This is a genomic window from Agromyces sp. NBRC 114283 (assembly GCF_030268405.1).
In the GTDB taxonomy this organism is placed as follows: Bacteria; Actinomycetota; Actinomycetes; order Actinomycetales; family Microbacteriaceae; genus Agromyces; species Agromyces mediolanus.
This window is the reverse complement of sequence record NZ_BSQP01000001.1, coordinates 1,443,144-1,462,851: the sequence shown is the minus strand read 5'-3', so window position 1 is coordinate 1,462,851 and position 19,708 is coordinate 1,443,144. Positions and strand designations below refer to the sequence as shown.

Here is a 19,708-nt window from a genome sequence, read left to right as displayed (position 1 = left end):
CTAGTGCTCCGGCGTGGCAGCGGGACGGCGCGGGGCGCGGATGCCAGCGCCAGCGACCGCGACCGAACGGGCGGAAGTGTGGGCTGTTGACATCGGGTCCTCCTGCGTCATCGTCTCGTGATCCATAGCCTGTCGAACTCGTGGTGCGACAGCCTTACAGACTATTCAGAGATCGGAGTGGTATGCAAGTCCCCGGTGCGGGGTAAGCTGTCCGAATTCGACGCCGGCGCACCGCTGCACCGATCGCCGCGGCGACCCGAACCCTGCATCGAGGAGGCTCCGCGCGTGGCATCGGCCCGGCTGGCACTGGCTCGTGCCCGCGCGCGTTCGGGCGTGCTCGCCGGCGTCGCCGCCGTCGTCCTCGTGCTCGCCGGCGTCGGCACCGCCATCATCGATCAGACCGCCGGGGCCGCCGTCACCGGGCTCCGGGATCGTGTGGCCGCCGCCGCCGGAGCCGAGGGGGCCGTGCGCTGGGAGATCCGCCGCTCGACCGATCCCGAGGCGCAGGCCGAGGCCGGCGCGGCGGTGCTCGACCGCACCCTCCCCGCCGCGACGATCGAGTGGGAGCGTTCGGCCGAGAGCTCGCCGGTGCCCGTGGCCGCTGACATCGACGCGGCCGACGGCATCGACACGGCCGCCGGCAGCGAGCCCGACGGCACCGACGACTCGCCCGAGACGGGGCTCGTGCTCCTCGCCGACCCGGCGATCGCGGAACGGGCGCGACTCGTCGAGGGGGGCTGGCCCGAGGCGGCGAGCGCCGACGAGGCATCCGCCGTCATCCCGACCGCGGTCCACCAGGGCGCGGCGGACACGCTCGGTCTCGCGATCGGCGACACGGTCGAGCTCGTCGACCGTCGCCTGCAGATCGTCGGCACTTGGCTGCCCGACGATGCCAGAGCACCCGCCTGGTTCGGCGAGCCACTCGTCGCCACCGGTTCGGCCGACGGAGCCGCGGGCCCCTTCCTCGTCGACGAGCCCGCGCTCGACGGGCTGCCGGTCGCGGTCCGGGTGCGCTGGACGGCGACCCCGATCATCGACGCGCTCACGCCCGACACGGCTCGCGAGCTCACCGGCGACCTCGCTCGCACGACGCCGGCCCTCGCCGCGCAGCCGGGCATCGGCGAGGACGGGCTCAGCCGGCTCGGCGGCCTGCCAGCCACGATCGACGGGGCCACGGCGGGGCTCGACGCCGTGCGCGCCATCACCCCGCTGCCGCTGCTGCTCCTCGCCGCCGCCGGGATCGCCGCGCTCGGACGGCTCGGCACGCTGCTCGCGGGCGCCCGACGCGGCGAGACCGTGCTCCTGCGCGCCCGCGGCGCCGCGACCCGGCAGCTCGTCGGCTGGCAGGCGGGCGAGGCGGCCGCGGTCGGCGCGCCCGCCGCGGTCCTCGGCGCAGCGGCCGGCGAACTCGCCCTGCTCCTGCTCCGCCCCGGCGAGCCGCGCTCGCTCGCGATCGCCGCCGCGGTCGCCGTCGCCTCGGTGCTCGTCGCCGTCGTCCTGCTCGCGGCGAGCGCGTGGGGCGAGGCGAGGCGGCCGGTCACCCGCTCCACCGGCGACGAAAGCGGCCGCGGCACCCGTGCCGCCGCACTGGGCGGCACGATCCTCGTCGCGGTCGCTGCGGCGGTGTCGCTCTGGCAGTTCCGCCTCTACGGCTCGCCGCTCGTGCGGACCGCCGACGGCGGCACGGCGGTCGACCCGCTCGCGGTGCTCGCGCCCGTGCTGGTGCTGCTCGCCCTCGCGCTCGGGGCCCTCGCCTGCACGCCGTTCGTCTCCCGGCTGCTCGAGCGCATCGCCTCGGCGCGGCCTGGACTCGTCCCCTCGCTCCCCCTGCGTCAGCTCGCCCGGCGGGCGCCCATGTTCGCCGCGGCCTCGTTCACCGCGATGCTCGGCGTCGCCGGGATCGTGCTGACCGCGGCCGTCGCCGGCAGCTGGCAGCGCTTCGACGCCGACGCCGCCGCACTCGCCACGGGCGGCGAGGTCCGGGTCGTCGGCGCCGCGGACCCGGCCGCCGCGGCCGAGGCCGCCGCGGCACTGCCAGAGGTGATCGTCGAGCCGGTCGTGCGGCGCGAGATCCGTGTCGGCCCCGAGACCGCGACGCTGGTCGCCACCGGGCTCGATCTTCTGCCGCAGGTGGCCCCCGGGCTTCCCGACGACGTGCAGGACGCGATCGGGGCGATCGAGGCGGCGGATGCCTCGCTCCTCCCCGTCGCGATCGACGAGCGGCTCTCCGCCGGCACGAGTGCGGGCCCCGGCGATCGCATCTCGCTCCGGCTCGGCAGCGCCGACGGCACGATCGACGCGCGCGTCGCCGCCGTCGTCCAGGCCGTTCCCGGTGCCGGGGAGATCGGCGTGCTCGCCGACCGAGCCGAGCTCGACGCTGCCGTGACCGAGGCCGGCGCACGCACGCCGAGCGCGGACGAGCTGTGGATCGGCGCGGCCGAACCGAATGCCGTCGTCGCCGCGTTCGACCGGGAGCGCCCAGGTGGCGCCGTGGCGCTCGCCCGGGACGCCACGTCGACGGCGAGCCTCGTCGCCCCCGCGATCACCGCGCTCTGGCTCGGCGCGATCGGTGCTCTCGCCGCCGCCCTCGCGGCGATCATCGCCCTCGCCGCCGCGCTCGGCTCGGCCCGGCGGGGCGAGGTGCTCGTGCTCCGCGCCCTCGGGGCGCCCGCCGTGATGCAGGGGCGGGCGCGCTTCGCCGAGCTCGCGGCGGCCGTCGGCACCGCGATCGTCCTCGGCGCGGCGATCGGCGCCGTCGCCGCGTGGGCGACCGCGGCCGAGCTCGCGCGCGCCGCCGTGCCAGGCGCGCCGGCGGCGCTCGCCCCGGCCATCGTGCTCGACTGGTGGCCGCTGCTCGCGGCGCTCGGCGCGTTCGCGCTGGCGACCGCCGCCGTCGCGCTGGTCGCGGCGCGTGCGGTCACGGTCGCCGCCGGCCGCCCCGGGCGGGAGGAGGTGCGATGAGCAGGCATTCCCGGCTGTCCTCCGCGGGCCTCGTCGGCCGGCAGTTCCAGGCCTCCCCCACCGCCTCGATCCTGCTGGCGGTCCTCGTCGCGGTTGCCGCCTTCGCCGCGGTCGCCCTGCCCCGCGCGATCACCGCGCTGCACACGGAGTCGCTCCAGCAGTCGATGGCGGCCGTCGAGCCGCGGGAGCTCGACCTGACCGCGTCGACGAGGGACCGCCCGCCGGTCGGGCCGGGCGAGTCCGCCCTGCCCGAGGACGTCTCCGCCGTCTGGGGCTCGCAGGCCGAGCAAGCGGAGCAGATCCGGGAGCGGCTGCCCGACGAGCTCCGTGCGGTCCTCGGCCCGCCGAGCGCCGTCGTGGTCGGCGACCCGGTGATCGCGAGCACCGCGGAGCAGGGGGTCGGCAGCACCGTCTTCCGCATCCAGCCCGGCTTCGACCCACGACTGCGCAAGCACGCCGAACTCAGCGAGGGCGACTGGCCGGCCCCGTTCGACGGCGCGGTGCCCGGCGCGGAGCCGATCGAGATCGTGCTCTCCGTCCCGGTCGCCGAACGCCTGGAGTGGGCGGTCGGCGAGACGCGGACGCTCGACTTCCCGACCGGTCAGGTGCCGGCGATCGTGACCGGCACCTACACGGCGGTGGATCCCGCCGATCCGTTCTGGAGCCACGTGCCGACGGCGCTCCGCGCGAACCGGGAGCAGGTCGGCCTCAGCCCGCCCATCATCACCGGCGTCGGGATGCTCGATCCGAGCTCGTGGGAGACGGTCCAGTCCGTCTCGCTCCCGATCCAGTTCCAGGTGTGGTTCCCGCTCGAGCCCGGCGAGGTCCGCGCGGAGCAGATGTCTACCCTCATCGACCAGCTCGGCGAGGTCGAGTCCCGCATGGAGCCGCTCGACCAGAGTGCCGAGACCCTGTCCTTCCGCACCGCGGAGAGCATCACCTTCCGCAGCGGCCTGCGCGACGTGCTGATCCAGGCGCGCAGCGAAGCGGTCGCGGTCGACGCCGTGCTCGCCACCGTCGCCTCCGGCCCGATCGGCGTCACGGTCGCCGTGCTCGTGCTCGGCGCGCTCGTGGTGTTCGAGCGCCGCCGCACCGGCCTCGAGCTCGCCGCCGCGCGCGGCGGCTCCACGGGGCAGCTGCGCGCCGTGCTCGGCGCGGAGGGCGCGATCATCGGCCTGCCCGCGCTCCTCGCCGGGGGCGTCGCCGGCACCTTCGCCGTGAGCTCCGACGCGGGCACCGGTGGATGGTGGCTCGCCGCAGCCTTCGCGCTCGCGCCGGGGGTGCTGCTCGCCGCCTCGGCCGGGCAGCTGAGCCCGTTGCGGCGCGCCAGGGTCGACCTCGGCGGGGTTCCCGCCCGGGGACGCTGGATCGCCGAGCTCGCCGTCGTCCTCGTCGCCGCGACCGCCGTCGTGCTGCTGTTCCGTCGGGGCCTCGCGGGCACCGACCCGGCGGGCTCGGCGAGCGTCGACCCGCTGCTCGCGGCGGTGCCCCTGCTGCTCGCCCTCGTCGTCTGCGTCGTCGTGCTCCGCCTCTACCCGTTTCCGCTGCGACGCCTGGTGACCGTGCTCGAGCGACGTCGATCGCTCGTCGCCTTCCTCGGTGCGGCACGCGCCCTGCGCGACCCGTCCGCCGGCCTCGTCCCCGTGCTCGCGGTCGTGGTGGGCGTGGCCGTCGCCGTGTTCTCCGCGGTGCTGCTCGGCACCGTGCGGGGCGGCATCGAGGCATCCGCCGCCGTGCAGGTCGGTGCCGACGTGCAGCTGCACTCCGGGCCGCTGACGACCGCGCAGCTCGACGAGCTCCGCGCGATCGACGGGGTCGAGGCCATCGCGCCCGTGTACTCGACCGATTCCGCGCCGCTCGAGGTCGACGGTCAGCGCCGACCGACGACGGTCGTCGTGGTGGACGTCGCCGAGATGACGGCCGTGCAGGAGGGGCGAAGCGGCGTCGTGCCGTTGCCGGCCGAGCTCGGGGCGGGCGACGCCGCCGACCGCCCGGTGGCGGTGCTGGCCTCCGGGGCGCTCGCCGAACGGCTCGCCGGCAGCGACCGGGTCCGGCTCGACGGGCAGGAGATCGACGTCGTCGAGGGCGTCACCGCCGAGACGGCGTTCACCCCGCGACGCGACTGGCTGCTCGTCGACCGGTCGAAGGCGCGGCCGTTCACCGACACCCTCGTGCCGCGCACCGTGCTCATCCGGGTGGCACCCGACGCCTCCGCCCGGGCGGTCGCGGACGCCGCGGTCGAGATCGCCGGCGACGGCGCGACCGCCGACACCCCGGACTCGCTGGCCACGGCGCTTGCGGCGAGTCCGGCCGCGCGGGGCCTCATGGTCGCGCTCGCGATCGCCATCGTGCTGACGAGCCTCGCGACGGCGCTCGCGATCGTGCTCACCCTCGTCGTCGGCCGGCCCGCCCGCGAGCGGCTCCTGCCACTGCTGTCCACCCTCGGCCTCCGCCGCCGCGAGGAACGCGCCCTCGTCGCGTGGGAGATCGGCCCGGTCGTCGTCGCCGCGGTCGTCGCCGGCGCCGCGCTCGGGCTGCTGCTGCCGGCGGTCGTGCTGCCGGCCATCAACATCGCGGCGTTCACGGGCGCCATCGTCCAACCGCCGATCTCGATCGACCCGTTGCTCGTCGGCGGGGTGCTCGCCGGTGCGATCGCGGTCTCCGCGATCGGCGCCTGGGTCGCGGCGAGCATCGGGGGCCGGGTGGATGCCGCCAGAGCGCTCCGCAAGGAGGAGGAATCATGACCGACGTCGCCGAACCGCACATCCTCTGCGTCGATCTCGTGCGCATCTTCAGCGCCGACGGCGTCGAGGTGCAGGCGCTGCAGGGCCTGAACCTCCGGGTCGAGGCCGGCGAGATGGTCGCCGTGGTCGGGGCGTCGGGCTCGGGCAAGTCCACCCTGCTCACGATCCTCTCCGGGCTCGACACCGCCACCGCCGGCGTCGCCAGGGTCGCGGGCCACGACCTGCTGACGATGGGCGGACGCGAGCGCGTCCAGTACCAGCGCCGCACGGTCGGCTTCATCTGGCAGCAGACCTCGCGGAACCTGCTGCCGTATCTCACCGCCGCCGAGAACCTGGCGCTCGCGATCAACGTCGCGGGCACCGCGAAGGGCGGCGCGCGCACTGCGCGCATCGCCGAGCTCCTCGAGCTCCTCGAGGTCGCGGAGTTCGCCGACCGTCGTCCGGGCGAACTCTCCGGCGGTCAGCAGCAGCGGGTGGCCATCGCCGTGGCCCTCGCGAATGCGCCCCGGGTGCTGCTCGCCGACGAACCGACCGGCGAGCTCGACGAGGCGACGAGCGCGTCGGTGCTCGAGGCGATGCGACGGGTCAACGAGGAGCTCGGCGTGACGACGCTCATCGTCACGCACGACCCGACCGTGTCCGAGCACGTCCGGCGCACCGTGCAGATCCGCGACGGCCGCACGTCCACCGAGGTGCTGCGTTCGACCCGGCTCGACGAGCACGGCGCCGAGCAGGCAGTGGCCGAGGAGTTCGCGGTGCTCGACCGGGTCGGACGGTTGCAGCTCCCGCACGACTTCGTCGCCTCGCTCGAACTGCAGGAGCGCGTGCGGCTCGCGCTCGAGCCCGACCACGTGGGCGTCTGGCCCGGCCATGACGGCGCCCCGCCGCCGCGACCGCGCGAGGCCGCGCCCGCCCAGAGCCCGGGGACGCCCTCGGCATCCCGGGCCGAGGCGCCCGGGGCCGAGGCGCCCGGGACCGAGGCATCCGGGGCCGAGGCGCCCGGGGCCGAGGCATCCGGCTCAGAGCCGTCCGGGGTCGAGGCATCCGCCGATGGGGCTCCGCGCCGCCGCGGCCGGCACGCCGCGCCGGACCTCGCCGAACAGCCCGCGCACGGCGAGCCCGCCGACCCCGCCCCGGGCGAGCGCCCGGCCCCGAACGGAGGAGCCGCATGACCGCCGCGCTGCGCGCCGAATCGATCACCCGCACCTTCTCAGCTCGGGCCGGCGAGGTGCACGCCGTCCGCGAGGTCTCGCTCGAGGTCCGGCCGGGCGAGCTCCTCGTCGTAACCGGCCCCTCGGGCGCCGGCAAGACGACGCTGCTCAACCTCCTGGGCGGCCTCGACCGCCCCGATGCCGGCCGCGTGCACCTCGGCGAGCTCGAGCTCTCCGCCCTCGACGAGTCCGCCCTCGCGGAGGTGCGGCGCGACCGCCTCGGCTACATCTTCCAGTCGTTCGGGCTCATCCCGGTGCTCTCGGCCGCCGAGAACGTCTCGGTCCCGCTCCGGCTGCAGCGGATCGACCCCGCCGAACGCGAGGAGCGCGTCGCCGAGGCGCTCCGGCTCGTCGGGCTCGCCGAGCACGCGGCTCAGCGGCCGTACGAGCTCTCCGGCGGTCAGCAGCAGCGGGTGGGCATCGCCCGGGCCCTCGTCGCCCGCCCGCAGCTGCTGCTCGCGGACGAGCCGACCGGGCAGCTCGACAGCGGCACCGCCGCGCAGGTCATGGACCTCATCGGCGAGCTCGTCCACGAGCACGGCGTCGCCGCGGTCGTGACCACGCACGATCCCTCGCTCGTGAAGCGGGCGGATCAGCTGCTGGAGCTGCACGACGGCGTCGGGTCGACCCGCCCGGCGCCGGGGCTCAGCGCACCCGGACCGACAGGCACGTGACGCAGCCCTCGAGCTTCTCGAACTCGCTGATGTCGACCGTGAGCACGCGGTAGCCGAGCCCCGACAGCAGCTCGGCGGTGCGAGGTGCGGCCGCCGACATCAGCAGCGTGTCGTCCGAGACGAGCACGACGGCGACGCCCTCGCGCTCCGGCACCGGCAGGAAGCGCGGGAACAGGCTCGGCGCGTCGACGAGCTCGGGGTGCCCGATGACCGTGCCGTCCGGGAGCGCCGTGACCGCGCTCTTCAGGTGGAGCGCGCGCGTCACGGGGACGGCGACGACGGTGTAGCCGCGGCCCTCGAGCAGAGCGCGGAGCTGGCGGATCCCCTCCGCGTTCGTGCGGCTGGAGGCCCCGACGTACACCGTGCGGCCGACCTTCAGGACGTCGCCGCCCTCGAGGGTGCCCGGCGCCTCGATGCGGGCGAACTCGAGCCCGGGCAGGTCGCGGACGCTGCGCTCGACCCCCTCGATCTCCCCGCGCCGCGAGGCCGCGCCCGGACTCGTGATGACGGCCAGGTCCTCGAAGAGCACGACCGTGTCCTCGACGAAGACCGAGTCGGCGAGTTCGGGCGCCGCGTCGATCTCGACGGTCTCCCAGCCCTCGGCGACGAGCGTGGCGCAGTAGTTGTCCCACTGCTCGTCGGCCTTGGCCTGGTCGACGGGCAGTCGCTCGAGGTGGGTGAGCTCGCCGTCGGCGAGGTTCGAGGCGGGGATGCGCACGAGGGCGATGCGCCGGGGCGTCCGTTCGGGCTGGTACGACTGGATGGCCCGGGCGACGAAGGGGGCGAGCCAGAGCTCCCCGAACGTCACGAGGAGCACGAAGACGAGGTTCAGGCTGACGAGCGAGCCGACGACGAAGAGGAACAGTTCGCCGGAGATGCCGCGCCCCGTGGCTAGCACGGTCACCGTGGTGGCGAGGATCGCGGCGAGCACCGCCGCGGCGAAGCCCGAGATGAGGGCGAGGAACCAGGTGCGCAGGGCGCCGGCGGCGTTCGAGATCGCGAGCAGGGCGGCGGCGAAGAACCCGGCGAGCGCGAAGTGCCCCGTGAGCTGCACGAACACCTCGGGGGTGTGCCCGTTGCCGATGAAGAAGGCGAGCAGCGCGCCCAGGAAGCCGAGCGCGCCGACAGCCGCGGCCGAGCCGAGCACGGCGAGCACCTGCCGGCCGCCGCCGGTGCGGCGGGCCGGCGCGGGTCTCGCGGCGGGCTCGGCGGGGTCGCCGCTCGATTCGGCGGCGGGATCGGCGGGCGCGGGGGACGTCATGGTCACCGAGCCTAGCGGCCGGGCCGCGGGCGGCGCGTCACCGCTGCCGCCCGCGCTCCCGGCCGTTCCTTCGTGCCGTCCGTCACCCGATCAGCCGGCGGCGTGCAGCCGGGCGAGGGCGAGCCGCTCGGCGGCCTCGAGGGTGGTCGTGCCCGAGGCATCCGCTTCGCGCAGGATCGCGCCGATCGTGTCGCCGATGCCCGCGATGCGCTCGTCGAGCTCGGCGGCCGTGACGCCCGGGGTGGACGCCAGGTCGAGGTAGACGACGCCGCCGGCGTTCACGACGAAATCGGGTGCCCAGGCGATGCCGCGCTCGCGGAGCCGATCGGCGACGCCGCGCGCCGCGAGCTGGTTGTTCGCCGCGCCGACGACGGCGCGCACCCGCAGCTCGGAGACGACCTGGCCGGTGAGCACGCCGCCGAGCCCGCACGGCACGAATACGTCGGCCTCGACGAGGTGCGCCTCGGCGGCCGGGACCCAGGCGGCGCCGAGCTCCTCGGCGAGCGCCCGCTTGCCCTCGAACACGTCGGTGACGGTGAGCCGGGCGCCGCGGGCGGCGAGCATGCGGGCGAGCCGTCCGCCGACCTGGCCGAGCCCGGCCACGACGAAGTGGCGGCCGGCGGGATCGGCGGAGCCGAAGACGTGCTCGAGCGTCGCGAGCATGCCGGCGAAGACGCCCGCGGCGGTCGCGTCGGCGGGCTCGCCGACGCCGCCGGCCTCGGCGGGCAGGCCGCAGACGTGCTCGGTGCGCTCGTGGACGACGGCCATGAGCTCCGCGCTCGTGCCGACGTCCTCGGCGGTCATGTACGCACCGCCGAGCGCCTCGACCGCGTCGCCGAGGTCGAGCATGGCGTCGCGTCGGCCGGCCTCGTCGAGTTCGACCCCGGCCGGGATCGCGACGACCGACTTGCCGCCGCCGCGCGCGAGTCCCGCCGCGGCGTTCTTCATCGTCATCGCCTGGGAGAGCCGAAGCGCGTCGCCGAGCGCGTCGGTCCAGTGCTCGTAGCGCCAGAGGCGGGCCCCGCCGAGCGCCTGGCCGAGCACCGTGGAGTGCACGGCGACGATGATGGTGAGCCCGGATCGCGCCCCGCGGGTGATGAGCACCCGTTCATGTTCGGGGGCCGCCTGGGGCAACTGGACGTGGACCTCGGTCGCGGGTGCGGCCGGTGCAGGGGTGATCGACATCGATCGGTTCTCCTCGACTCTGACGCCTCGTGGGCATGCTGGTGCGAGCGCCTCGTGAGCGCCCGTCGCTCCCAGCGTACCGCCCGGCGGAGCGCCCCGGATCCGGGGCGGAGCCGGCGAGGGGTCAGTGGAAGAAGTGCCGCTCCCCGGTGAAGTACATGGTGACGCCGGCGGCCTTCGCCGCCTCGACGACCTCCTCGTCGCGCACCGATCCGCCGGGCTGCACGACGGCCTTCACGCCGGCGTCGAGCAGGATCTGCAGGCCGTCGGCGAAGGGGAAGAAGGCGTCGGATGCCGCGACCGAACCGGCCGCGCGCTCCCCCGCCCGCTCGACGGCGAGCCGGCAGGAGTCGACCCGGTTGACCTGCCCCATGCCGACGCCCACCGAGGCGCCGCCCGAGGCGAGCAGGATGGCGTTCGACTTCACGGCCCGGCTCGCGGTCCAGGCGAAGGCGAGGTCGGCGAGGGTCGCCTCGTCGGCCGGCTCGCCGGAGACGAGCGTCCACCCGGCGACCGGCGCGAAGCTGCGGTCGGCCTCTTGCAGCAGCATGCCGCCGGAGACCTGCTTCAGCTCGACCGCGGTGGGCGCGAAGCCCTCGGGCAGGGTGAGCAGGCGGAGGTTCTTCTTCTGGCTGAGCAGTTCGACCGCCTCGGCCTCGAAGGCCGGCGCGACGAGCACCTCGGTGAAGATGCCCGAGACGGTCTCGGCCATCTCGCGGGTGACGGTGCGGTTCGCGGCGATGACGCCGCCGAACGCGGAGACGGGGTCACACTCGTGGGCGCGGCGGTGCGCGTCGGCGATCGGGTCCGCGGCGTCGGGGGCGGCGACGGCGATGCCGCAGGGGTTCGCGTGCTTGATGATCGCGACCGCGGGCTCGTCGAAGTCGAACGCGGCGCGCACGGCCGCGTCGGCGTCGACGTAGTTGTTGTAGCTCATCTCCTTGCCGTGCAGCTGCACGGCCTGGGCGATGCCGGGGCGGCCGCCGTCCGTCGCGAAGATCGCGGCGCGCTGGTGGCTGTTCTCGCCGTAGCGGAGGTCGGCCTGCTTCTGCCAGGTGCCGCCCACCCAGGCGGGGAACGGCGACACCGAGGCATCCTGGTCCGGCGCGACCGCGCTGCCGATCCAGCTCGCGACCGCGACGTCGTAGCTGGCGGTGTGCCGGAACGCCTCGCGGGCGAGCTCCTGGCGCTGCGCGAGCGTGGTGCCGCCGGCCGCGACCGCGGCGATGACGTCGTCGTAGCGGTCGGGTGAGACGACGACGGCGACGTTCGCGTGGTTCTTGGCGGAGGCGCGCACCATCGCGGGGCCGCCGATGTCGATCTGCTCGACGACGGCGGCGGGCTCCGCCCCGGACGCGACGGTCTCGACGAAGGGGTACAGGTTCACGACGACGAGCTCGTACGGCGCGATGCCGAGGCCCTCGAGCTCGCGCTCGTGGTGCTCGAGCCGCAGATCGGCGAGCAGGCCCGAGTGCACGGCGGGGTGCAGGGTGCGCACGCGCCCGTCGAGATGCTCGGGGTAGCCCGTCACCTCGGCGATCTGCGTGACGGGGAGGCCGGCCTCGGCGATCGCCTTCGCGGTGCCGCCGGTCGAGACGATCTCGACGCCCGCGTCGACGAGGGCCGAGGCGAGTTCGGCGAGCCGGCGCTTGTCGCTCACGGCGATGAGCGCGCGGCGCACGGGCACGACGTCCCGCTCGCGGTACAGGCTGGGGTCGATGGCGGGGCCGCTCATGATCGCGCGAGGTCCTTCAGATCGAGGTGGGCGTTGGCGATGTCGAGCACGGCCTCGATGAGGAGGCGGCGTTCGACGGGTTTGATGCGCTCGTGCAGGCTGGCCTCGGTGTCGCCGGGCAGCACGGGCACGCGCTCCTGGGCGACGATCGGGCCGCCGTCGACGGAGTCGTCGACGACGATGAGGCTCGCGCCCGTCTGGCTGACGCCCGCCGCGATCGCGTCGCGCACGGCGTGCGCGCCGGGGAACTCCGGCAGGTAGGCGGGATGGGTGTTGATGAGCTGCGGAGAGAAGGCGCGGACGACGGCGGGCGGTACGAGCCGCATGAGGCCGGAGAGCACCACGAGCTCGGCGTCCCAGCGGCGCACCTCCTCGATAAGGGCGTCGCCCCAGGCGTCGCGGCTCTCGTAGGCCGTGTACGGCACGGTGAAGGTCGGGATGCCGAACTCCTCGCCGAGCGCGAGCCCGTCGGCCTCGCGGTCGGCGCCGATGGCGACGACGCGGGCGGGGAACTCGGCGTCGCGGGAGGCTTCGAGCAGCGCGCGGAGGTTCGAGCCGCCGCCGGAGATGAGCACGACGAGCTTCAGCACGCTCAGAGTGTATCGGGTTCGGCGGCGGCCGATTCGGTCGGTGACGCTCGGCGAGCGGTGCGGGCCCTCGCGGTGAAGCCGCCGACGACGGCGCCGACGGCCACGGTGAGCGCGGCCACCCCGGCGACGGCCCAGCCGTTCGGGCCGGTGTCGGCGAGCCGGCCGGGTCCGATCGCGCCGCCCGACCACCAGGCGCCGAGGCCGAGGACGAGTCCGGCGAGGACGCCGGCCGCGAGTCCGACGACGAGCGGATGCCACCACGGCGCCGATGCCGACCCGGGGTCGGGCTCGAGGTGCCAGCCGTCCTCTGCTGAGCTCGCATCGCGCACGGCGCCGAGGGCCGCCGAGGCATCCGCACCCTGCCGCGCGAGCCGGGTGACGAGGTACGCGCCCACGAAGGCCGCGAGCACGGGCACGAGGAGCCAGAGCGCCGACATCGGCGCGCCGTCGCTCGGCAGCGCGCCGGCGATGGGCAGCCCCGGGACGGGCCCGAGCAGCGTGCCCGCCGGGGTGACCTGGGTGCCGGTCCCGATCGCGAAGCCGGGACCGAGGAGCCAGGACGCACCCCAGAGCACGAGGTTCGGCAGGAGGGCGAGCTCGGCGACGAAGATGGCGACGCCGCCGTCGAAGCCCGCGCCGAGGACCTGGTGCAGCCCGGTGATCGTCGCGTAGCTCGACACGATCGCCCACGCGACGACGAGCCCGGCGACGGTCAGCACGGCGAAGGCCGAGCCGACGCCGACGCGCCACGCCCGCCCGGCGAGCTCGAGCCACTCGTCGGGCACCGTGGCGGGCAGACGGTCGAGGAGCCGGTCGCGCAGCTCCTCCGAGCTCAGCAGGCCGATCAGGACGCCCGCGGCGGTGATCGCCGCCGGCAGCAGCGCCCCCTGCCACAGCGATGCGTGCGCGGCCGGATGGCGGGCCGCGAGGGTGGCGACGAGCCCGACGGCGCCCGAGACGACGACGGCGGCCACGAGCCCGGCCACGGGCGCGCCGGCCGCGACCGCCCGGCGGCCGATGCGTCGGGCGACGAGGAGGGTGAGCAGGGCGAAGCCGAGCAGGGCGATCGTGATCGGGAAGGCCGCCTCCGCGCCGGGCACGCCGGTGCGGGCGGCCGTGACCGCGTCGAGCTGCACCGTGAGGTCCACCCCGTGGCCGAGGAGCCAGACGTCGGCGGCGGCGCGGAACACGACGTCGAGGCCGAGGCCCAGCTGGAAGTGCATGCCCCAGAGCAGCATGAGCGGCACGAGGGCGATGCCGTAGCCGACGAGCGCCGAGACGAGCGCCTCGAGCGCGGCGAGCAGGGCGACCGTGGTGCGTCTCATGACCCGGTCGAGCCTAGCGGACCGATCCCCCGATCCCGCCCGCCACGGCGGGGCTCCGTCACTCCCGTGCGCGTGCCGCCGCGACCGCGTCGGCGGCGTCGGCCGTCGCGTCCTCGGCGAGCGGGTCGTCGCCCTCCGCCGTCGGCGCCCGATCAGCGGCGTCGCCGGTGCCGTCGAGCCCGGCCGGCTCCCGTTCCTCGGCCGGCCGCCGCAGCAGCTCGACGAGCAGGATGGCGAGGAGCGCGAGGAGCACCGTCGTCACCACGAGGCCCGTCGTGAGCGGGCGGCCGAGCAGCACGACGACCACGGCGATGAGCGCGATCACCAGGTAGATCGCGGAGCGGAAGCGGTCGAGGGCGGTGCCGAACGCGCCGGTGGTGACGCCGTACTTCGCCGCGGCGCGCCGGATCGCCGAGAACATCGCGTTCGAGAAGCGGCGGAGCGCTCTGGCCGGCCGGAACGGCCCCGCCCACCACGCGATGACCGCGGTGAGGATGCCGAGCACGAGGCCGGCGACGATCGTGGAGCGGATGAGCTCGATGATCTGCTCGTACAGTGCGCCCGCGGCGCCCGCCGGCATGATCGACGGGCTGACGGTGCCGACGAAGAAGAGGCGGCCGATGCCGACCCCGGCGGCGAGGGTCGCCATCACGAGCGCGAAGCCCGCGGCGGTCCAGACGAACACCCTCGGCCGGTTGCGGGCGAGCAGCACGCCGCCCACGAGCATCGCGAGCACCACCCAGGGCAGCCAGGTGCCGACCGCCACGGCGAGCGCGTACACGGTCTGCACGAGCACGAGCGAGTCGGCCTGGGCGATCGCGATGCTCTGGTTCACGACCGGGATCGCGCTCGCGAAGCCGACACCGCGGTCGACGAGCTGCTGCTTCACCGTCTCGATGATCGGGCCGAGCTGCACGGACAGCTGCCCGCCCGGGCCGATCTCGAGGGCGGCGTTCGGGTCGCCCTGGATCGCGGCGATCGCCTGCCGGTGGCTCACTCGCAGCGCCGTCGCCCAGGTGTCGGCGAAGGCGTCGGAGGCGACGACCTGGCTCACCGTCTGCGCGACCAGGGCCTGCAGCCCCTGGGCCGCTGGCCCCTCGAGGAGGCCGAGCGCGTCGGCCGCGCGGGGCGGCAGCTCGAGCGAGCGGATGCCGTCGAACACCTGGGAGGTGAGCTCCGGGATGTCGACCTGCTCCTCGATGATCCCGGTGACCGTGTCGGCGACGAACGCCTGCACATCCGGGTCATCGGCGAGCGGGGCGAAGGTCGCGACGAAGCGGTCGGTGTCGACGAGCTCGAGCCGTGCCCAGGAGCTGAGCAGCGCGACCGGGGTGAGCAGCAGGGCGAGCACCACGAGGATGCCGGACACCACCGAGCGCCAGCGCCCGGGCTTCCGGCGCCCCCCGGTGCCGGCCGAGGCCTCCGCCTCGTCGCCGCCCGCGGTGCGGGCCGACTCGCGCGAGCGCAGCTCGCGGTTCTCCGCCTCGAGCAGCGCGATGCGCGCCTCGAGGTCCGCCTGCGTCTTCGCCATGTTCCCCCCTGGGCACGACGATAGCGGGTGGAGCGGCGCGGGCGACAGAGTGGGATCCACGCACGACGAAGGCCCCGCCGGTCGATGCCGGCGGGGCCTTCGTGCGGAGCGGAGCCGGGGGCTCCGGGCGATCAGAGCGCCGCGTACACCTCGCGGAGGAGGCGGGCGGTCTCGCTCGGGGTCTTGCCGACCTTGACGCCCGCGGCCTCGAGGGCTTCCTTCTTCGCCTGGGCGGTGCCGGCCGAGCCGGAGACGATGGCGCCGGCGTGGCCCATGGTCTTGCCCTCGGGCGCGGTGAAGCCCGCGACGTAGCCGACGACCGGCTTCGTCACGTTCGCCTTGATGAAGTCGGCCGCACGCTCCTCGGCGTCGCCGCCGATCTCGCCGATCATGACGATCGCCTTCGTCTCGGGGTCGGCCTCGAACGCGGCGAGCGCGTCGATGTGCGTCGTGCCGATGACGGGGTCGCCGCCGATGCCGATGGCGGTCGAGAAGCCGAGGTCGCGCAGCTCGTACATCATCTGGTACGTGAGCGTGCCCGACTTCGAGACGAGGCCGATCGGGCCCTTGCCGGTGATGTTCGCCGGGGTGATGCCGACGAGCGACTCACCGGGGCTGATGATGCCGGGGCAGTTCGGCCCGATGATGCGGGTCGAGCCGCCCTTCTCCTTGGCGTAGGCCCAGAACTCGGCCGAGTCCTGCACGGGCACGCCCTCGGTGATGATGACGAGGAGCGGGATCTCGGCGTCGATGGCCTCGATCACGGCGTCCTTCGTGAAGGCCGGCGGGACGAAGGCGATCGAGACGTCGGCGCCGGTCGCGGCGATGGCCTCGGCGACCGTGCCGAACACGGGCAGCTCGACGTCGGCGCCCGAAGCGTCCTGGTGCAGCACGGTGGTGCCGGCCTTGCGGGCGTTCACGCCGCCGACCACCTGGGTGCCGGCCGCGAGCATGCGGGCGGTGTGCTTCGAGCCCTCGCCGCCGGTGATGCCCTGGACGATGACCTTGGAGTCCTTGTTGAGGAAGATCGTCATGGTTCTGCTGTCCTTACGCGTTCGCCAGCTCGGCGGCCTTGTCGGCGCCCTGGTCCATGTTCTCGGCGAGGGTCACGAGCGGGTGCGCCGCCTCCTCGAGGATGCGGCGGCCCTCGACGACGTTGTTGCCGTCGAGACGCACGACGAGCGGCTTGTTCGCCGCCGAGCCGAGCTCGGCGAGCGCGCCGACGATGCCCTTCGCGACCTGGTCGCAGGCGGTGATGCCGCCGAAGACGTTCACGAAGACGCTCTTCACCTGCGGGTCGCCGAGGATGATCGAGAGGCCGTTGGCCATGACCTCGGCCGAGGCGCCGCCGCCGATGTCGAGGAAGTTCGCGGGCTTGACCGAGCCGTGGTTCTCGCCGGCGTAGGCGACGACGTCGAGCGTCGACATGACGAGGCCCGCGCCGTTGCCGATGATGCCGACCTCGCCGTCGAGCTTGACGTAGTTGAGGTCGAGGGCCTTGGCCTTCGCCTCGAGCGGGTCGGCGGCGTCCTTGTCCTCGAGCAGCGCGTGGCCGGCGTGACGGAACTCGGCGTTCTCGTCGAGGCTGACCTTGCCGTCGAGGGCGATGATCTTGCCGTCCTCGTCGAGGATGAGCGGGTTGACCTCGACCAGGGTCGCGTCTTCCTTGTCGTAGACCTCGTAGAGCTTCACGAACACCTCGGCGACGCGGTCGACGAGCTCGGCCGGGAAGTTCGCGGCCACGGCGATCTCCTTGGCCTTCTCGAGCGAGATGCCGGCGATCGGGTCGATCTCGATGCGCGCGAGCGCCTCGGGCTTCTCGACGGCGAGCTGCTCGATCTCCATGCCGCCCTCGACGCTCGTGAGCGACAGGTAGGAGCGGTTGGCGCGGTCGAGCAGCACGGAGAAGTAGAACTCCTGCGCGATGCGGGCGCCGCCGGCGACCATGACGCGCTTCACGACGTGCCCCTTGATGTCGAGCCCGAGGATGGCCTTCGCCGCCTCGTACGCCTCGTCGGGGGTCTTCGCGACCTTGACGCCGCCGGCCTTGCCTCGGCCGCCCGTCTTCACCTGGGCCTTGACCACGACGACGCCGCCGAGCTGCTCGGCCGCCGCACGCACCGCCTCGGGGGTGTCGGCCACGATGCCGGGGAGCACCGGCACCCCGTACTGCTCGAAGAGGTCTCTGGCCTGGTACTCGTAAAGATCCACGCTCTGCTTCCAATCGGTCCGCGCTGGTTCGCGCAGGGATGGTGGGTGAGGGACCCGGCCCCGAAACTCTCTCGATGTCGAGCTATCGGCACGGGCCGCCTGCCATGCTACTCCCCTTGTTCGACGCCGCCGAACCGGGGTCGCCCGGCGTCGCTCGACGCGGTGCAGGAAGCGCCGCCTGGCCCGACGCGAGGCCCGCGGGCAGGGTCAGCCGCGAGGCATCCCGTCCGGCGCGATCCGGGGGAACTCCTCGAGCGAGAAGACGAACTCGAGCGGCACCTCGAAGAAGCGCGCGATGCGCAGGGCGAGGTGCAGGCTCGGGTTGAACTCGCCCCGTTCGAGGTAGCCGACAGTCTGATAGTGCACGCCGATCGCCTCGGCGAGCTCCCGTCTCGTGACCCGTCGCTCGGCGCGCAGCATGGCGACCCGGTTGTGCACCAGGTCGCTGCGCCCGCCCTCCCCTGCGGCGCCGCTCATGCCCGCTGCAGTGCGGCCTGACGCCGCAGCTCGATGCCCGAGGCGGTCTCCCGGCGCGCGACGCGGCGCAGCAGCCGCGGCGCGAGCAGGAGGCCGACGACGGCCCAGGAACCGACGACGAGGAACGCGAGGCCGAACTGCCAGTCGCCGAACACTTCGAACGCGCCGAGCTCGCCGGGCAGGAACGCCCCGCGCAGCGCGTGGCCGATCCAGTAGAGCGGCAGTGCGAGCCCGAGCGGCTGCACCCAGACCGGCAGTGAGGCGAGCGGCTGCACCAGGCCCGAGACGAAGGCGAGGAGGCCGACGACGAGGAAGCCCCAGCCGCTCACCGAGCGCGGGTTGCGGAAGACGGTGCCGACGACGAAGCCGAAGGGCGTGAGCGCGAGCGTACCGAGCACGAGCATGGCCAGCACGATCGCGAGGTCCACGGCGTCGAGCCCGAAGCGCCCGCCGAGCAGGATCGCGGCGATCACGAGCGTGGGCACGAAGGTGCAGACGAGCTCGGCGAGCGTCTTGGTGACGACCCCGCTCGCGTAGACCGGCAGCCCGCGCGGCAGGGTGCGGGCCCGGAGGAGGGTGCCGTCTTCGCGCTCGGTGACGACGACCGTGGCGAGCCCGTAGCCGGCGATGAAGACGAGCTGGATCGTGAGGATGCTGGGCAGGATGAACCAGGTGAGCGGCACCCCGGGGGCCGCTTCCACGTCGCGGTACAGCCAGAGCGTGACGCCGACGGCGACGAGGCCGATCAGGATGAACACCACGTCGGACGGGGTGCGCAGCGAGATGCCGAACTCGGTCAGGCCCCGGCGGAGGCCGGCGCGGACGGCGGCGATCATCGGGCGTCCTCCGTATCGATCATGGCGAGGTAGGTCTCTTCGAGGGTCTGCGCGCGGACCACGAGCTCGGTCACGGCCACGTCGGTGCGGGCGAGCAGCTCGCGCACGAAGGCCTCGGGATCGGCGGCGCTGTGCACCTGCGGGACACCGTCCTCGCGCCAGCTGATCTCGCTCGCGCTCGGCACGGCGCGGGCGAGCTCGGCGGGGCTGCCGTCGGCGACGATGGCGCCGCGGTCGAGGATCAGGATGCGTCCCGCGATCTTCTCCGCTTCGGCGAGGTCGTGCGTGGTGAGCAGCACGGTCGTGTCGTCGAAGTCGCTGAGGGCGTGGACGAGCTCGTGGAACTCGTGCCGGGCGACGGGGTCGAAGCCCGTCGTCGGCTCGTCGAGGAAGAGCAGCTCGGGTCGCCCGACCAGGCCGATCGCGACGTCGAGGCGGCGGCGCTGACCGCCCGAGAGGGAGCGGACGAGCGCACCGCGGTGCCCGCCGAGCCCGACGAGGTCGAGGAGCTCCGCGACGTCGTGCGGGCGGCGCCCGGTGCTCGCCGCGAACGGTTCGTACAGCGTCGCGAACTGCTCGAGCAGCGGGCCGACCCGCCAGCGGGCGTGGTCGCGCCAGGACTGCAGCACGACCCCGATCCTGGCTCGCCAGGCGTCGCCGGCGGTCTCGGGCGACTCGCCGAGCACGCGGACCGCTCCCGCGTCGGGCCGCCGGAAGCCCTCGAGCACCTCGATCGTCGTCGTCTTGCCGGCGCCGTTCGGCCCGAGGAGCGCGACCACCTCGCCGCGATCGAGTCGGAAGTCGATGCCGTCGAGCACGGTGCGTGCGCCGTAGCGCAGGCGCAGCCCCTGCACCTCGACGACGGGAGCGGTGACCATCGGGCATCCTCTCGTCGTTGAATCGCTATCAGATGTAGCACTTATGCTACATGTTTCGATCGTCGGCGCCACCCCGGTAGCCGAGCGGC

Annotated in this window: 14 protein-coding genes and 1 pseudogene; 4 read left to right on the top strand and 11 right to left on the bottom strand. The window is 74.5% G+C overall.

Annotation, left to right across the window (positions count from 1 at the left end; all coding sequences use genetic code 11):
* The first annotated feature begins 285 nt into the window (after positions 1–285).
* The 4 genes and pseudogenes from QSJ60_RS07125 (at position 286) to QSJ60_RS07110 (ending at position 7,590) form a co-directional block, all read left to right on the top strand.
* Positions 286–2,961, top strand: coding sequence for an FtsX-like permease family protein (locus QSJ60_RS07125; protein ID WP_285463138.1), 2,676 nt, complete (start codon positions 286–288; stop codon positions 2,959–2,961).
* A complete protein-coding gene (locus tag QSJ60_RS07120) occupies positions 2,958–5,705 on the top strand; it encodes an FtsX-like permease family protein (RefSeq protein ID WP_285463137.1) in 2,748 nt (915 codons plus the stop codon). The genes QSJ60_RS07125 and QSJ60_RS07120 overlap by 4 nt, the downstream gene beginning before the upstream one ends.
* A pseudogene (locus QSJ60_RS07115) lies at positions 5,702–6,613 on the top strand (ABC transporter ATP-binding protein); the annotation flags it as partial. The gene QSJ60_RS07120 and the pseudogene QSJ60_RS07115, both read left to right, overlap by 4 nt.
* 260 nt (positions 6,614–6,873) lie before the next feature.
* On the top strand, positions 6,874–7,590 hold the full coding sequence (locus tag QSJ60_RS07110) for an ABC transporter ATP-binding protein (RefSeq protein ID WP_285463136.1): 717 nt from the start codon (positions 6,874–6,876) through the stop codon (positions 7,588–7,590).
* On the opposite strand, the gene ddaH is transcribed toward QSJ60_RS07110, so the two are convergent.
* From ddaH to QSJ60_RS07055, 11 genes are all read right to left on the bottom strand, one after another.
* The gene (gene ddaH / locus QSJ60_RS07105) at positions 7,562–8,851 is read right to left on the bottom strand and encodes a dimethylargininase (protein ID WP_285463135.1); all 1,290 of its coding nucleotides are present in this window, start codon (positions 8,849–8,851) and stop codon (positions 7,562–7,564) included. The genes QSJ60_RS07110 and ddaH overlap by 29 nt on opposite strands.
* 90 nt (positions 8,852–8,941) lie before the next feature.
* Positions 8,942–10,036, bottom strand: a complete 1,095-nt coding sequence (locus QSJ60_RS07100) for a Glu/Leu/Phe/Val dehydrogenase family protein (protein ID WP_230764842.1) — start codon at positions 10,034–10,036, stop codon at positions 8,942–8,944.
* A gap of 124 nt (positions 10,037–10,160) precedes the next feature.
* Positions 10,161–11,771: a bifunctional phosphoribosylaminoimidazolecarboxamide formyltransferase/IMP cyclohydrolase gene (gene purH / locus QSJ60_RS07095; RefSeq protein WP_285463134.1), complete on the bottom strand. Its 1,611-nt coding sequence runs from the start codon at positions 11,769–11,771 to the stop codon at positions 10,161–10,163.
* Positions 11,768–12,361, bottom strand: coding sequence for a phosphoribosylglycinamide formyltransferase (gene purN / locus QSJ60_RS07090; RefSeq protein ID WP_189083777.1), 594 nt, complete (start codon positions 12,359–12,361; stop codon positions 11,768–11,770). The genes purH and purN overlap by 4 nt, the downstream gene beginning before the upstream one ends.
* Before the next feature lie 2 nt (positions 12,362–12,363).
* On the bottom strand, positions 12,364–13,686 hold the full coding sequence (locus tag QSJ60_RS07085; RefSeq protein WP_285463133.1) for a cell division protein PerM: 1,323 nt from the start codon (positions 13,684–13,686) through the stop codon (positions 12,364–12,366).
* 58 nt (positions 13,687–13,744) lie between these two features.
* On the bottom strand, positions 13,745–15,217 hold the full coding sequence (locus tag QSJ60_RS07080) for a hypothetical protein (RefSeq protein WP_285463132.1): 1,473 nt from the start codon (positions 15,215–15,217) through the stop codon (positions 13,745–13,747).
* A 131-nt stretch (positions 15,218–15,348) separates the two neighbouring features.
* The gene (gene sucD / locus QSJ60_RS07075; protein WP_189083774.1) at positions 15,349–16,251 is read right to left on the bottom strand and encodes a succinate--CoA ligase subunit alpha; all 903 of its coding nucleotides are present in this window, start codon (positions 16,249–16,251) and stop codon (positions 15,349–15,351) included.
* A 13-nt stretch (positions 16,252–16,264) separates the two neighbouring features.
* Positions 16,265–17,428 carry an ADP-forming succinate--CoA ligase subunit beta gene (gene sucC / locus QSJ60_RS07070; RefSeq protein ID WP_230764835.1) on the bottom strand — a complete coding sequence of 388 codons (1,164 nt, stop codon included), beginning with the start codon at positions 17,426–17,428 and terminating at the stop codon, positions 16,265–16,267.
* A gap of 207 nt (positions 17,429–17,635) precedes the next feature.
* On the bottom strand, positions 17,636–17,905 hold the full coding sequence (locus QSJ60_RS07065; protein WP_189083772.1) for a helix-turn-helix transcriptional regulator: 270 nt from the start codon (positions 17,903–17,905) through the stop codon (positions 17,636–17,638).
* The gene (locus tag QSJ60_RS07060; RefSeq protein WP_285463131.1) at positions 17,902–18,741 is read right to left on the bottom strand and encodes an ABC transporter permease; all 840 of its coding nucleotides are present in this window, start codon (positions 18,739–18,741) and stop codon (positions 17,902–17,904) included. Before QSJ60_RS07060 ends, QSJ60_RS07065 begins: the two co-directional genes overlap by 4 nt.
* Complete coding sequence (locus QSJ60_RS07055; RefSeq protein ID WP_285463130.1) at positions 18,738–19,619, bottom strand: ABC transporter ATP-binding protein; 882 nt, start codon at positions 19,617–19,619, stop codon at positions 18,738–18,740. Before QSJ60_RS07055 ends, QSJ60_RS07060 begins: the two co-directional genes overlap by 4 nt.
* Positions 19,620–19,708 lie beyond the last annotated feature (89 nt).

What these genes read in the sequence shown, in the direction of transcription:
- purH (WP_285463134.1), bottom strand. Translation starts at nt 11,771, where the DNA reads ATGAGCGGCCCCGCCATCGACCCCAGCCTGTACCGCGAGCGGGACGTC.
- QSJ60_RS07120 (WP_285463137.1), top strand. Translation starts at nt 2,958, where the DNA reads ATGAGCAGGCATTCCCGGCTGTCCTCCGCGGGCCTCGTCGGCCGGCAG.
- QSJ60_RS07085 (WP_285463133.1), bottom strand. Translation starts at nt 13,686, where the DNA reads ATGAGACGCACCACGGTCGCCCTGCTCGCCGCGCTCGAGGCGCTCGTC.
- sucD (WP_189083774.1), bottom strand. Translation starts at nt 16,251, where the DNA reads ATGACGATCTTCCTCAACAAGGACTCCAAGGTCATCGTCCAGGGCATC.
- QSJ60_RS07065 (WP_189083772.1), bottom strand. Translation starts at nt 17,905, where the DNA reads ATGAGCGGCGCCGCAGGGGAGGGCGGGCGCAGCGACCTGGTGCACAAC.
- QSJ60_RS07080 (WP_285463132.1), bottom strand. Translation starts at nt 15,217, where the DNA reads ATGGCGAAGACGCAGGCGGACCTCGAGGCGCGCATCGCGCTGCTCGAG.
- QSJ60_RS07110 (WP_285463136.1), top strand. Translation starts at nt 6,874, where the DNA reads ATGACCGCCGCGCTGCGCGCCGAATCGATCACCCGCACCTTCTCAGCT.
- QSJ60_RS07055 (WP_285463130.1), bottom strand. Translation starts at nt 19,619, where the DNA reads ATGGTCACCGCTCCCGTCGTCGAGGTGCAGGGGCTGCGCCTGCGCTAC.
- QSJ60_RS07100 (WP_230764842.1), bottom strand. Translation starts at nt 10,036, where the DNA reads ATGTCGATCACCCCTGCACCGGCCGCACCCGCGACCGAGGTCCACGTC.
- QSJ60_RS07060 (WP_285463131.1), bottom strand. Translation starts at nt 18,741, where the DNA reads ATGATCGCCGCCGTCCGCGCCGGCCTCCGCCGGGGCCTGACCGAGTTC.
- ddaH (WP_285463135.1), bottom strand. Translation starts at nt 8,851, where the DNA reads ATGACGTCCCCCGCGCCCGCCGATCCCGCCGCCGAATCGAGCGGCGAC.